Here is a 15049-nt window from a genome sequence, read left to right as displayed (position 1 = left end):
ACCGCAGTTGTCTTATCATCTGGAGCTGTTCCTCCTAATGCCGAATCACCTTCTTCAGATTTAACTATTGATGCTAATATTTCTTCTCCACTTACTGATGATACTATTAATGCAGCTTTACCTGCATCTGTTACGGCCGATGCTTTATTATCTGTAGCTAATATCCTAACTCCCTCCTTATTATCTATACCAGTTCCATTTAACGACATAATCCCTGCAATCGGTTCTGCAACACCTGCACCTTTTGCTATCTCTACTATTCCTTTCAATGCTTTAAGAGCCTTACTTAACTCACCTTCATTTGCTGATGCCCCTGTAGCATCACTTCCTGCCTCACCTACTGGCTTAGAATCACCTACTGTTCCTAAAGACTCTAAATACCCTTTCAATGTACCTAAAACTCCCCTAGCTGAATCAACTATTTCCTTAATTAAATTTTTTGATGAATCATTCTTATCACCACCTGTCTCCGATTTCTTTGCTACTTCTTCTAACTCTTCTGATGCTTTCCCAAGTTTCACACCTAAACTCTTAAAATGATTCCCTACATCCTCTTTCTTTGTAGTTGTGTTCACGCTAAATCCCAATACATCTGACATTAACTCCAAAAATGCATAAAATGCATTCTCTGCACTTCTCCCTACTTCCAGCATTACCTCACTCAAACTTCCTCCTCTCCCGTCTCCTCCTCCTGTCCCTTCTCCTTTCACTCCTCCACTATTACATCCCATCATCATCATCACCAGCATCAATATTATTACTCTTACTTTCCCCTCTCCTTTTTTCTCTATATTCATTCTTCTAGCCTCCTTATTTTTTATTTTTTTCTAGCTTTTACTTAACTTTCCTTTAAAAAAAAAGACACAAAAAATAAAATCATAAACAAAAAACAAACGAATAAATGGATAAAGGAAAATTCAAAAAAATATCTATATAAAAACTGATGATTTTATTACTAATTTAAAAATGCAAAGTCTTTAGTACTAAATTTTCCAAATTTAAAACATACAATAACTATACAAAATGTCATTTTTTAAAATGCTGACGTACTTTTATGTCATATCAACCATGATTCAAACTATAAATTAACACTGTTAAAATCTTTTTAAATAATTTAAATATCTATTATAAGCAAAAATGAAAACTTATTTTTTATAATTTATTATCTCTTTATACAATTTTATATAATAAAATAAATATTTTCAATTAAAATATATTAAATAGTGACTAATAAGAAAAAACAAAAGAAATAAATCTCATTATACATCACAACAAAAGATACTGCAAGCTTAACTCTCAGTATCTTTCATTTATAACTTTATTTCTCTTATTTTACTATTTAATTATATAAATATAAAGTATCAATTTTAGCACCAGAATTACCCTTGTCAGACACCTCAGGAGTATCATTAACATTGATTTTCACTGCTTATTTTACGCTCATTTTACTACTTTAAGTCCTAAGTCTATTGTCTTTCTTATTCCTACTGTTAATGTACATTAATATCTCAACTTAATTTAACAAGAAAATATTTTCCCTTATACCTTACAAAAAAAAGAAATAATCCCCCCCTTGAAATAACTTTATCTACTTGGACTTGTTCTTTATTGATAATTACTATATTAATAAATTATACAGCTTTATACTTTCATTTAACTACAGTTAACATTAACTTAACACTAAAAATAAAAGACATAAACATAACAAAGCCAAGATAACTAATATCTTGGCCTCTTATTTATTGATCTATATTATTATTAAAGATTTTAATCACCAAAAGCGGGTTTAACAGGTTTTTCTGTAAGCTTCTTGATTTCATCTTCTACTACATTGGTAACATCGATAATCAAACTAACAATTTCTTTATTTAAATCCTCAAGTTCTTTCTTCCCCTTACCACCAGTAGCATCACTTTTATCCATAGCTTTCTTTACAGCACTGTCTTCAGCACCACCTTTACCAAGATCACCATGACTTTCAGCCCATTTATCTAATAAAGATTTACTTGAACTCTTAGCAGATGCAACCTTTTCCTTTATTCCACTAAACTTACCAGCCTTAGCTTCTAATACTTCTAACTTAGCCTTTGCATCTGATATTATATTGTATGCTCCTACAACTAGTGAATCATTCTGATTAGCATTGGCAGCAGTAGCACCAGCAGCCTGAATTTTCTTTCCAATCGCTTTAGCAAGTGCATCTATTGACTTAACTAAAGTTTCCACTTCCTTTACACTCCCCGCAAACTCCACCGCATCTCTTATCTTTTTACTTACTCCCTTTAAATCTATTACACTCCCATCTCCCTTCCTTCCTTTCCCTTCTTCTCCTGTCCCTTCTCCACTTACTCCTCCACTATTACATCCCATCATCACCACCATCACCATTACTATTCCTTTTACTCTTCTTCCCATCCTACACTCCTCTATATTTCCCAATTCTTCCTTCCCTTTTATTCCTTTTATTCCCTCTTCTTTCATCTTCTTCGCCTCCTTTTATTTGTTTTTTTCTAACAAGAAAGCAAACAAATAAAAAAATAAATGTATACAGCAACGAATGAATGACAATTCAAATGATAAAATTAACCACATAGTAATAAACCCATGTCTAATACACTACAAAATAAAAGATACCAAGAACTTAATTCCTAGCATCTTTAATTTATAATTTTTCTCTTATTTTATTATTTAGTTATGTATTCTGATTATTGATTTTGACTACCAGAACCAATCTTACCAGATGCCATAGCAGTAGCACCAGTATTAGTTTTCATTACTTCTTTGACACTCTTAAGTCCCAAGTCTATTGCTCTTCTTATTCCTATTGTCAATATATCTAATGCCTTACTTACTGAACTTACTGCTGCTCCTTTAACTGCAGCTGAAACATCATTACCAGCAGTACCATTAGCAAATTTACCACCTTTTGCCATCGCTCTCAATGCTATTCCACCTGCCACTTCCGCATCTTTAGGAGCAGCACCAGCATTACCATCATTACTCTTTGCAAACTTTATAGCAACACCTTCATTTTTAATCATAGCTTGCAATATATCTGCTCCTCTTACTCCTCCTACTGCCTTTGCTGCATCTGTTGCCACTTTCTTAACATTATTTTGATCACCAGCATTAGCAGAAGAGAACAATTTCCCTGCTTCTCCATCCTGAGCAGCTCCCCCAGTTCTTGAAGTACTCCCATCACTTGCCTTTTTATCATCCCCAGCATCATGTTTTCCTGAATCTTTAAGTACTACTTCTACTATACTCTTAATTCCCTTTACTAGTTTATCAATCTCACCTGCAGCACCACCAGCAGCATCACCAGCAGTAGCAATATTACCAATTGGACTATCATCAGTACCAATTGCCTCACTTGCCTCCTTTGCTCCAGCTATTATCTTATCAAGTGTACTCTCAACCAATGTTTTCACTGCACTCTCAGTGGCCTCAACATTAGGACTCTTTTCTTCCTTCATTTCAGCAACAATCTTATTAAGTCCTGTTTTAACTTCTTCTACTGTATCCTGCACTGTCTTAAAATACTTCCCTACATCCGATTTCTTACTCTCCAAATTCAATCCCAATACACTCCCCACCATTTCCCCAAATGAAGTGAAAACATTTAAAAATTCATTACTTACATTAACTAATGACTGCAAATATTTATTCTTCCCTTGCTCTGCTTCTAATACCCCACTATTACATCCCATCATCACCATCATCATCATCAATAATATTACTCTTACTTTCCCCTCTCCTTTTTTCTCTTTATTCATTCTTCTAGCCTCCTTATTTTTTATTTCTTTTTAGCTTTTCTTTAAATCTTAGTAAGACATAAAAAATGAATACAACGATGAATAAATGAATAAATGACAAATCATAAAAAATACAACATTAATGTATCTAACAATATTCAATTTACTGTATACAAAACACTTTTTAATTCATTTTTATAATCGAAAATTTCCCTCTTCTTCCTCTACTACAATTTGATGATTTTAAGTTTGGAAATAAACAAAATGCAGTATTAATTAAATTAGATATTTTAAAAAGGTTGTTCGTATGATTTCTTATATAATGAATATTACAATCAAATTGACTTAATGACTTGTGAAACTAAAGAATTCAATAACAAAACTTGAGATTTAGTATAAAAATATATTAATAAGTATCAAGTATAACATAACATAGAATTATTGAGACAATTTTAAATGAACAACCGAATATGGAAATACCAAGTATTCAAAACAATAAATTGTCAAGTACATAAATATCAATTTAGTCTTTTCACTTCTTTGTTTGTTTCAGGACTTCTTTTAAATATATTGAATGACTTCAAATAAAAGGCACAAATACTAGCAACAAATCTAATACGATTAACTTATTCTTTATTTGCACAACCATTATCGACATCAAAATTACATTTTAATTTTATTTCAAACATTAAAAAAATTAGCAACAGAATGTAGCGCATAATATACTCCCTTATTTTTTTCAGCTTTTGTCATATCTGTCATAATGCAACTAAAAATATTCATAAAAATAGAGATAGGAATCTTTTATATATCACTATTTATTACTATTTATTTTTAATTTTAAGCCAAAAAAATTATTTAAAATAGTTTTTAGAATCAATGTTATCAACAATATTAACAAGCTCTTTTATAGTCATCTTATATTACCATATTCATTAACAATTGCTATTATATAAATAATAATACTAAAGTATCTTGTTTTTTTTAAAAAAACTTAAGTATAAATCCAAATGTTATTCTACTAAATTCTTTAAAGTTTTTATTCTTTCTTTAAAGTAAGCTAACTAATCTTTTCACTGCTTAAAATCTTTGCAATAGCCCTTTTAAAAAATTCGCTTCAAATAACTAAAAAACCCAATTATAAAATTAAATAATGTGTTTATCAATAACAATTTTGACACACCATATAACTATACATGCAAGATAAAATCAGTTTTGATTAGTACTTACAATTACCATACTCACTCTTAAGCATAATAATCTATACAAAAACTCTCATCTTAATCAAGTCACATTACAGAAAAAATAAATTCAAAAAAATATAAAAATACTCATCCATTAAAATCTAAATTAGATAAATAAAAATATAAAATTCAGAGCTTAATTAAAGACTCTAAAAAAGAATCCTTAATTAAGCTCTAAGGCCTTATGAACGTGAACATAAGATAAGGTAGTACAAAATGAGTACTACTAACAGTAGACAGTATATAACGAATTTAAAATAAAATCAACTAGTAACTAATATTTTTACTATATCTTCAATAAATCTAACCAAAATATAGAAGTACTAGGGTTAGTTATCACTTTATATAAATAGACACAAAACTTTCTCATATCATTAAAAATCATATTCCATCATTACTCTTTTAAGAATTCAAATTCATCTAAAAATTTTCTAAGCAAATCTTTATTATTTAAGAAAAGAGTATCTAATAAAAATTCTGCAAATTTGACATTTTTTTTATAAAAATTATAACTTTCTTGTTTTTTAAGTTGAAATTTTAATGGTTTTAGCGCATTCCTCCTTAATTTCTTTTTAAAAAGACCTGAATCACTCCTCAAAAAAGCAATTGTATGCGTAATTCCATTTTCTACTACATAACTTTCTTGTAAAATTCCATTTTCTATAGCATTTGCTATCTTTAGATAATCATAAACTTGACTTCTTGCCAATTTATAATCTCTAATAAAATCTTCAAATGTCTTATAATTATCTAATTTATAATATTCATTATCCTTAATTTCTTTTAAGATTTTAATGATTTCCATTTTATAATAGATTTCTTGTTGGCAATGAGACTTCAATTTTTGTTTTAACTTCTGATAATAATTGTTTTGTTCATCAAGTGTTTCTAAATTTCTCTTATTTATTACGACATTCATTTATATTCCCCCTTTAACTTGTATTATAGGATAACAATGTCCAGTTAACTGGACATTGTTATCCTACTCAAAAATTCATTTAATATACCCTCATACTCCAATATATAATCCTTACTCAAATTAAAAATATCATTCTTCGCGATTTTTTTATTCAAATCTTCTCGCTCCGAAACTAATCCCAAAAAATTACTGTTTTTCTTTAATAAACTAAAAAGTTCCTTATGTGTATTATTTTTTTTAAACCTGGTTATTATCACAAAAATAGGAATTTCTATTGCTAAATCTTCTACAGAAAAATTTAAAAGCTCCAAACTTTCCACAGCCCATTTTTCTGCAGTCATTGGAACTATTATATAATCACTAACGACCAGAGCATTTGTTAAAGTATAATCCAAACTAGGATTAGTATCTATTATTATATAATCATATTCCAATTTTAAATTAAACAATTGTTTTTGCAGTTTAATTTCTTTAAATGTTATGGCTTCCTTATTAAATTTGTGCAAACTTAAATAACTAGGAATTAAGTCCAAATTATTGTCAACATTGATAATTGAATTGTTAATATCCAAATTGTTTTTTAAAACCTCATATATATTAATACTTTTTAGGTCCAAATTCTGCTTTTCTATTTGCATAAAAAAATAACTAGTTACTGATGCTTGAGTGTCTATATCTATCAATAAAACTCTATTCTTTTGGGCTAATAAAGTTGCAAATATCAAACTGGTTGTACTTTTACCAACACCACCTTTAATACTTGCAATTGTTATTACTTTTGATTTCTTTTTATCCATTTAGATATAAAACCTCCATTTGGTAACTTTTTATCATAAAATTTATATACTCGATCTTCCAAAATTGAAAGTTTTATAATTAAAGATTTACAATATTTTGTACCAAATTTTCTTTCCTTAAAGAAATAAGCAAGACCTTCCAAATAACAAAATACACTTCCTTTTTTAAACCTAAATTCTATATAATAAACTTTCGAAAAAGTAGATGCTTTCATTACTCCATTTTCCTCATATCTCCTTACAACATTTTTTATTGGCTTTCTAAAACCATAAAATATTCCTAGAAATTTATCATCATCTCTCACTGCAAATAAATGAAATGATTCTATCTTCTCCTGATTAAATAATCCTCTAAATGAGATGAAAAATTTATGATTTTGTTTTTTATTAACCCCAAATCTATATAAATCCATCATGATTTTTGTATGATAAAATGTTAGATCGCTATTATTTTCTACCTTAATAAAAATAAGCTTGTCTTTTTGTGCCGCTATTTTTATTTTTTTTTCCTTTAAACGTTCTAGTATGCTTTTCATAGTTAATCCTTAATTAACAATTTCTTTAAATCCTTGTACCCTGGAATAATTATCTTTATTTTTTATCAATTTCAATAATTCATAATAGTATTGATTGTTAAATGCCTTATTATACTCTAATTTATCCTGTCTGTCTAAATAATCCTTTAGCATAGGTATGAATATATTTGTTTCAAATTTAGACTTTAATTGTTCAAACAATATGCTAAATATGTTAACTCTGACTGCTTGTTCATCTTTTTCGACGTTTGTATTAAGATTTTTAACCGAATTTTTAATTTTGGTTATCACTCTTTTGCAATCATCATATTTATCACTTTCGATAATAAAATGTGGCTTGTTTTTATATCTCTCATATGTTTCTTGTATTTGCATTTCAACCTGTTCACTGTCATATTTTTCACTTTCCAATTGTATTTTTATTCCACTTAAAACTTTTTTTAATTCTTCTTGTTTGGGCTTAAGTTTGTTTCGACTTATAGTAAAATTATTTATTTTTTCAGAAAAGTTTTTCATAAGGTAGTTTTCTGTCCTTTTCATTGCTTTCAATATCTTAATTTTATCATCTTTGTTTATATCTAAATTCAAAACAGAGAGAAACTCTTTTGATTTGAATAGACATTTTTTTGCATATTTCTTTACTTGTAATTTTTCTTTTAACTTTTTGTATTTATCTTCTTTCTTATTATTATATATATTATAAATACACTCCCATTTTTCTACACTCCCATTTTTATTGTCAATTTTTTTGTAATTTTTAGTTATGCGTTTTTGAAATTTGTCTTCTTTTTTGTTCCTGAAGTATTTATTGATTTTACGATAGCATTCTTTCTTAGAATATTTAAGTTTATAGTAAATTTCGGTGCCCATGTTAATTCCCAAATGTCTATGGTAGTTATCTGTTACTTTTAATTCTTTTTTCAACTTGTAGAGATAGCTTTGTAATGTTTTAAGTTTAACTTCTTTTTGGCCATTCCTTTTAATATTGCCGTTAAAATAGTAAAGTATGTCATTTTGGGTGTATTTCTTAAATCGATTGTTTACATAACATATTGTTGATATCAAGACTATTAATTTGTGCTGATGTTTGTTTGTATTCCTCATGTTCAATACCACTCTCCTTAACTTATGTATTGTTTATATTTATGATACCGTAATGGTTATTAAAAAGTAAACTATTTTTCACATAAAAAATGATTTTATGTGAAAAATAGTTTACTTTTTAATAACCATAGTTAACAAATAATGAGTTATTTGATTTTGTTGCATTTGTGTTAATGTGAAAATCAATTTATTGTATAATTATAACTAAGGAGATTTTCTATGGCTCAGTTACGACCAATTATCACACAGCAAATGGTATTGACAGAACTTATAAAGCCGGAATTAATAGAGACATTGCTACTGATTTATCTTATCGTTATTACAAAAATGAACTTACTTACAAAGACCTTGAATATTTGGAAAATAATTTTAATAGTAAACTTGATAAAACAGAGGGTATTTTAAAATCTGAAATTATTTCTTTTAAATTAGAGCTTTGCAATGAGATTGATAAGGTAAAAGTAGGACTTGACAATAAAATTGACAATAAATTTAATGAGCTTGATAATAAAGTTAATAAGGTAGAAGATAGACTAAAGTCTGAAATTACTTCTGCTAAAATAGAACTTGAGAATAAAATTGATAAAGTGAAAGTAGGACTTGACAATAAAATTGACAATAAATTTAATGAGCTTGATAATAAAGTTAACAAGGTAGAAGATAGACTAAAATCTGAAATTACTTCTGCTAAAGTAGAACTTGAGAATAAAATTGATAAAGTAAAAGTAGAACTTGAGAATAAAATTGACAATAAATTTAGTGAGCTTGATAATAAAGTTGACAAGATAGAAGATAGACTAAAGTCTGAAATTACTTCTGTTAAAGTAGAACTTGAGAATAAAATTGATAAAGTGAAAGTAGGATTTGATAATAAATTTAATGAACTTAAAAACACAGGAAAATTACATAATTGGATGTTTGGAACTATCATTACTCTTAATATAGGAATTTTTTTAGCTTTATTTTCAATAATATATTCTATATTAAACAAATAAAATTCATCATTTATCATTGACTATAATTTAAAATTATATGTTTTCTATCCGAATGAAAATGCAGCAGATCATGTCATATGATGATTTATTTCTATTTTTATTACTACTCAAATAATTAGAGAGGGGGGTATATGTATAAAGTAAAAGATGTTAATCAAGGGGAAACTTTAAGAATATAAGTGAACTACTATTTCTATAATCTTTGATTTAGAAATAGTAGTTCACCTTAATTCCTATAAAACTTTTTGCTTTATCAAAAATTGACTTACTAATCCTAGACTTAATATCATTAACGTTAATCACAAATCTTAACCTCCCAAATTTACTTACCCAATGCTCAAAAAAGTACTCTGATCAACTCTAGCAAAAAGAGAATCAATCTGATCAAGCAAATTTTTGAATTTGCAATCTTTTTGAATCCCGGACTTAAAGCATTTAGCATAAAATACATCAGTGTAAACTACCTCTAGCAATATGAATAACCAATTATTATAAGCATCACTTTCTATATGATAGAGACCCAGAATTGATTTTGTATACCTCAAACACTCTAAAAGCTCTGGCCTAAGACTCAATGGTATATCTATACGACCATCATCTTTCATACACATCATACGTAAAGATTCTATAGAAGTCATACTGATCCAGCTATGAAGCAAAACATCATCGTTATTACTAATATCAACACCTTGATTCATATATTAGTCAATCTCTCTATAAGCCAAATAACTAACTAGTAATAGTTATCTCAACAACTTCTTCTGGACGTAAATGAACAACTCCTGCCGTCTGCATTGATGCATGGATATAATCACCTTTAGAATCTCCAAATCTTCTAAAGCCTATTTCAGACATAATAGGAACAAACATTATTGCGGGATCAGGTTCATACAGAATTGGATGTTCAAGCCCTTTTAAGACTGATGTTGATATATTATGGTCTTTCAGAAGTGACTCTCGTACTGTTATATAATGAAGTTCATCGTAAAGATCTACTAAGAGAGGTGAAAACTTATGTGGCAAGAGTAACATATAAGATCCATTCAATCTTTCCTTATACTCTTCAGATTTACGTTTAGCTTCAACAACCTTTTCATATAACATAATACCAGTAGTGAATGACGAAGCCGGTGTAGCTGTTAATTTCGTTCTACCAGAAAGTGTTGCAATACCCTCCATTTTAATCGATGGTTTTCCGAAAATTATCGAGTGAACTACTATTTCTAAATCAAAGATTATAGAAATAGCTTCTTGTTTCATCCCATGATAGCTTTTTAGGTTCTATAAGAACGGTCATCCACTAGAGCATGGTCCACAAGCTTTACTTCAGGCAGTTCCTACCTTAGTTTTTATTTCCTTATAATAATAAGCTTTAAGATTTAGAGCTGCATTTATATCTCTATCGTGCAAAATATTACAACCACTACAAGTCCACCTAGTATCACTTAATTTCAGAGTTGTATTTTTAATACCGCAATTGTTGCATAGCTTGCTTGATGGAAAATATCTATCAACTTTATGCAAATAAGATTTAGACCACTCTGATTTATATGATAATTGTCTTACAAACTCATGCCATCCCAAATCATTAACACTTTTGCCAAACATTCCTTTTTGCATGCCTTTAATTGATAAGTTTTCTATTGCTATATTTTTATAATTAGCTACAAAATAATAAGATAATTTATGTAAAAAATCTTTTCTTTGATTTGAAATTTTCCTATGCAACTTGGCAACTCTTAATCTAGATTTAGCTCTATTCCTAGAGCCCTTTTGTTTTTTTGATAGTTTTCTTTGGCATTTCTTAAGTTTGCGTTCATTTTTTAGTAAATATTTAGGATGATTGATTTTCTCACCTTCACTACTTACTAAAAAATGCCTCATACTCATATCAATACCAACTATCTCTTTTTTATTGTTATTGCATTTAGTTTTATCGTTATTTTTAACATCTAAGCACTCAACTGCTACTGAAATGTAATATTTATCATCAGTATCTTTTTCTACTACTACATTTTTAATAACTTCATTGCTTTTAATTTTCCTATGTAGAGCCAACTTGACAAATCCTATTTTAGGTAGCTTTATATAATCATTTTCTATTCTTATTGAGTTTTTTTGATTATTAGTTCTAAAAGTTTGCCTATTTTTCTTACTTTTATATTTAGGAAATCCTTGCATTCTATTTCCTTTTTTAATTTCCCTAAAAAAATTACTATACGCAGAATTTAAGTCAATCCATGCGCTACAAAGAGCCAAACTATCAACTTCCTTTAAGAATGGAAATTCATTTTTATAATTACTTGGATTAACACTAAGACTTTTCTTATTTTTCTCATAATAATCTTTCTTATCACTTAACATTTTGTTATACAAAAATCTTACACATCCAAATACTTTTGAAAAATATTTCTTTTGATTGGTATTGGGATATATTCTGTATTTATAAGCTTTATTAGCACTCATTATCTTTTAAAATTATTATATTATATTTTAACTTACGTTACAAATTCATCTCCACCTAAATTTCATAGAAATTATAGGTGGAGTATTCTTTTTAATTTTTTGATAAAAAAATCACCCCTACCACGAAACTAGTCAAGAGTGAAATATTTATATATAATAGTATACAAATTAAAGTCCAAAGATTCTTTAAAAAAGAAAATCTAAACTTTGGACAAAAAAAATCACACTATGGTAAGTATAGCAAAAGATAATAATAATTTCAAATATAAAGACCCAGAAGGTCAAATAAATGCAATATTAAAAAGCCTTGTAGAACTAAATATCCATAAAGATCCCAATAATAGTCAAACAATACGAATGTCATATGTTAAATTGCAAATAATCAAGATGCTTAAACGCTATAAAAGAATAATTAAAGTTTATTGGGCAATAAATACTAAAAATACAAATTATAAACAATCAATGGGTATTGAAGAATATTCAGCTTGTGATATCCAAAAAATAGTACTTAAATTATTAGAAAATGATGCTGCAAAAAAAGTATGTAAACGCACACTAGAATTAGACATAAAGCTACTAAACAACCTAAATCTAATAAAATCTAAAATTATAAGATTTGGTAAAGGAAAAGGAAGTGTTGCTTATTATGTGCAAAACATGGAACTAATGCCTACACATAAAGACGCAATATTAGAATATCTAACACAAATGCTACAAGATAATTTGAAAGATAAAATCATCATTGGAAATTTCGATCTTAATGAACCTTTTGATAACGAACCCAAAAATATAAATTCAAAAACTACAAAATTTATCACAGAAAAAATAGAAGAAAAAAATAACGAACAACTTCATAAAAATCGTATGGGTATAATTTCGCATGTGCAAACACCGGACGTTATTAATAAAGCTAATATAAGCAATATAAATAAAGAGAATTCTAAAAACTCTTTAGAGAAAAACTCTGCAAAAAGTATTTCATGTGAAAAACCAAAAAGTGGTGAACAAAAAAGTGAAAAAGTGCGATTCAAACGAATTGGCGTAAAAACTAGACTGATCGATGTGCACAAAATAAGCAGAAACTATATGCAACAGGTGAAAGAGCTGAGCAACAACGATTCAACATACATAAACGCCCTGCTAAATTTGGAGACTGCCATAAATGAGTATGGGAAAGAATATGATATCGAAGATATTTTGAAACACTTTCTAAAGCAATTTGGCAACAGATACAAGTACAAAGTGTGGATGATGATGAAAAGAAAAGATGGCGTGATAAACGACTATGATCTCATATGGGAGGGTCGATTCAAAGATTGGTACTCGCATAAGTATAAGAAAAATTATACGACGACAAAAGAAAAATATGGCGAAAAAATAAGATTAGCAGGCAAAAATTTTGACTTTAATGCGTCAAAAAATGTGAAAGACGAAGAAGAAGAAAAAAAAGAAAAAGAGAAAACAGAAAAAGAACGCAAACTGCAGCTCAAACGACAACAAGAATATATAGAAAGGTTATTTAGGCAAGAAGAACAAGAAAGAAAAGAGCGAATCAGAAGGAGAGAAGAAGAAAAGGCAAAGTTGAGAATGGAGGTTAAAGAAGAAATACGATCTTATGTAGGAAGTATTGAAAATGGCGATTCTAGTGGTGATATTGCAAAGTTGTACCCTTTATATGAAGAGAGTAGGGGAGATAATATTGCTGTACGCCCGCCGCGGCCACAAATTAACACTAATTTTGAAGGATTCAAAACAACCAAAGGACTTTCTCTTGCTAGTTTAGGAATTATGCTTCAATATCAAGAGCAAGATCCAGACAAAGAAAAAATTTTGATGCAAAATGCAAAAGGAGAGACGATATGAAATTTACGTTGAAGTATTTGATAAGAAGACTTTATTTAAGGAGAGATAGATTTTGGCAAACTTATATGAGCGATGAGATTCAGTCTAAAAAAAATGATGAGACAATAGTTAATTTTCCAATACTAAATTCTGATGATATTGATTATGAGTATGTATCTTCATATGTTAAAGATTGGATAAGCAAGAAATATGTAGATAATTCGGATATCAAAATTCAACTAGTGGACAATCTGTATTATAATTGCGAAATAAGGAAATATAGTTTACTTGCTGGTTTTTTAGAGACTCTTCATAGAGATTATAAGGAAATTTTTCTTGGTAATTTAGAAAGAAAAAAGATAGTTGAACCTAAAATTAAGTTACAACCAGAAGATCAATCAGGAGATGCAGAAAAAGATCAAAAAGATCAATCTGTAGATCAAGCAGAAGAACGGGTTGTGCAACAAGATCAAGCACAAGCAAAAGCAGCAACTAAATCTAAGGCAGCTAAAAAGCCTGCTACTAAGCCAGGAGTTATTCAGCCAGAGGTTATTCAAAGTTAACTAGAGATTAATATGAATTATTGATTTTGCTAATGAAAGATTTGTAGAATTAGTAATTCATGTTTACTTATTTATAATTGAGTTTATTATTGAGATTAATGTTAAAAGAATTCCTACGTTAATTGTAATAATAGTTCCAAGCATCCAATTATTTAATTTTAATTTACTATTAAGTTCTGTTTTGTTAATTTCCATATCTTTTCTTATAAGATCCATATCTTTTCTTACAAGAGAAATCTCTGATTTTAAGTTATTTTCAATAATATCAATTTTATTATCAAGTTCATTAAATTTAGTGTCAATTTTAATATTTAAGTTATTTTCAATAATATCAATTTTATTATCAAGTTCATTAAATTTAGTGTCAATTTTAATATTTAAGTTATTTTCAACAGTATCAATTTTATTATTGAGATCTCTAATATCTGATTTGAATGCCATTTTTAGAAGTTCAAGATCTTTAGTAGTAAGTTCATTTTTATAGTATCTATAAGATAAATCGTCCGCAATATCTCTATCCATCCCGACTTTTACGAGCTCATTTAAGACCATTTGTCTTGTTACTACTGGCTGTATCATATGTTCCATGAAAATCTCCTTATATAATATTATAGTGTTTTTAGGGTTTATTGTTAAGTGAAAATGAATAAAATTTAGTTTGATGTATGATTTAGTAGTATGTATTGTTCTAATTAAAAATATTCAGTTTGGTTATATAAAATTGTATAGTTATAAGATTATATAAATGTAATAAATTATAAAAATAAAAAGTAACTTTCATTTTAAGACACTTTAGCTATTTGAAGATATTGAGCGATGTTCATGTAC

At 28.1% G+C, this 15049-nt stretch carries 14 protein-coding genes and 1 pseudogene; 4 read left to right on the top strand and 11 right to left on the bottom strand.

Annotated features, from left to right (window positions below; translation table 11 throughout):
* From BDU_RS04410 to BDU_RS04380, 7 genes are all read right to left on the bottom strand, one after another.
* Window positions 1-797: variable large family protein (locus BDU_RS04410; protein WP_041177802.1), on the bottom strand; the 797-nt coding region annotated here is incomplete at its 3' end.
* A gap of 970 nt (window positions 798-1767) precedes the next feature.
* Window positions 1768-2481, bottom strand: a complete 714-nt coding sequence (locus tag BDU_RS04405; protein WP_012537768.1) for a Vsp/OspC family lipoprotein — start codon at window positions 2479-2481, stop codon at window positions 1768-1770.
* A 224-nt stretch (window positions 2482-2705) separates the two neighbouring features.
* Window positions 2706-3776, bottom strand: coding sequence for a variable large family protein (locus BDU_RS04400; protein ID WP_012537767.1), 1071 nt, complete (start codon window positions 3774-3776; stop codon window positions 2706-2708).
* 1617 nt (window positions 3777-5393) lie between these two features.
* Entirely contained in the window at window positions 5394-5918 is a 525-nt protein-coding gene (locus tag BDU_RS04395; RefSeq protein ID WP_012537766.1) for a chromosome replication/partitioning protein, read from the bottom strand.
* 44 nt (window positions 5919-5962) lie between these two features.
* Entirely contained in the window at window positions 5963-6715 is a 753-nt protein-coding gene (locus BDU_RS04390; RefSeq protein WP_012537765.1) for a ParA family protein, read from the bottom strand.
* The gene (locus BDU_RS04385) at window positions 6691-7251 is read right to left on the bottom strand and encodes a DUF226 domain-containing protein (protein ID WP_012537764.1); all 561 of its coding nucleotides are present in this window, start codon (window positions 7249-7251) and stop codon (window positions 6691-6693) included. Before BDU_RS04385 ends, BDU_RS04390 begins: the two co-directional genes overlap by 25 nt.
* A 9-nt stretch (window positions 7252-7260) precedes the next feature.
* A complete protein-coding gene (locus BDU_RS04380) occupies window positions 7261-8355 on the bottom strand; it encodes a plasmid maintenance protein (protein WP_041177801.1) in 1095 nt (364 codons plus the stop codon).
* A 185-nt stretch (window positions 8356-8540) separates the two neighbouring features.
* Here BDU_RS04380 and BDU_RS09000 point away from each other — a divergent pair.
* Together BDU_RS09000 and BDU_RS04375 are read left to right on the top strand one after the other, a co-directional pair.
* A pseudogene (locus BDU_RS09000) lies at window positions 8541-8690 on the top strand (hypothetical protein); the annotation flags it as partial.
* 21 nt (window positions 8691-8711) lie between these two features.
* Window positions 8712-9350 (top strand): hypothetical protein, encoded by a 639-nt coding sequence (locus BDU_RS04375; RefSeq protein WP_012537762.1) that lies wholly within the window; start codon window positions 8712-8714, stop codon window positions 9348-9350.
* A 326-nt stretch (window positions 9351-9676) separates the two neighbouring features.
* Here the strand turns inward: BDU_RS04375 and BDU_RS04370 are convergent, their stop codons facing one another.
* The 3 genes from BDU_RS04370 to BDU_RS04360 all read right to left on the bottom strand — a co-directional run bounded on the left by BDU_RS04370 (window position 9677) and on the right by BDU_RS04360 (window position 11816).
* On the bottom strand, window positions 9677-10048 hold the full coding sequence (locus BDU_RS04370) for a hypothetical protein (RefSeq protein ID WP_012537761.1): 372 nt from the start codon (window positions 10046-10048) through the stop codon (window positions 9677-9679).
* Window positions 10049-10079: 31 nt separating this feature from the next.
* Window positions 10080-10529 (bottom strand): hypothetical protein, encoded by a 450-nt coding sequence (locus tag BDU_RS04365; RefSeq protein ID WP_318250787.1) that lies wholly within the window; start codon window positions 10527-10529, stop codon window positions 10080-10082.
* A 147-nt stretch (window positions 10530-10676) separates the two neighbouring features.
* Window positions 10677-11816 (bottom strand): RNA-guided endonuclease TnpB family protein, encoded by a 1140-nt coding sequence (locus BDU_RS04360; RefSeq protein WP_012537759.1) that lies wholly within the window; start codon window positions 11814-11816, stop codon window positions 10677-10679.
* Between the two features lie 207 nt (window positions 11817-12023).
* On the opposite strand from BDU_RS04360, the gene BDU_RS07460 reads away from it, so the two are divergent.
* Together BDU_RS07460 and BDU_RS07455 are read left to right on the top strand one after the other, a co-directional pair.
* The gene (locus BDU_RS07460; RefSeq protein WP_012537758.1) at window positions 12024-13679 is read left to right on the top strand and encodes a plasmid maintenance protein; all 1656 of its coding nucleotides are present in this window, start codon (window positions 12024-12026) and stop codon (window positions 13677-13679) included.
* Window positions 13676-14221 carry a hypothetical protein gene (locus tag BDU_RS07455; protein WP_012537757.1) on the top strand — a complete coding sequence of 182 codons (546 nt, stop codon included), beginning with the start codon at window positions 13676-13678 and terminating at the stop codon, window positions 14219-14221. The genes BDU_RS07460 and BDU_RS07455 overlap by 4 nt, the downstream gene beginning before the upstream one ends.
* Before the next feature lie 63 nt (window positions 14222-14284).
* Here BDU_RS07455 and bdr read toward each other — a convergent pair whose 3' ends face one another.
* Window positions 14285-14809 (bottom strand): Bdr family repetitive protein, encoded by a 525-nt coding sequence (gene bdr / locus BDU_RS08525; RefSeq protein ID WP_012537756.1) that lies wholly within the window; start codon window positions 14807-14809, stop codon window positions 14285-14287.
* Window positions 14810-15049: the final 240 nt, after the last annotated feature.

Source organism: Borrelia duttonii Ly (assembly GCF_000019685.1).
GTDB classification, from domain to species: Bacteria; Spirochaetota; Spirochaetia; order Borreliales; family Borreliaceae; genus Borrelia; species Borrelia duttonii.
This window is presented reverse-complemented; position numbering and strand designations above follow the sequence as displayed.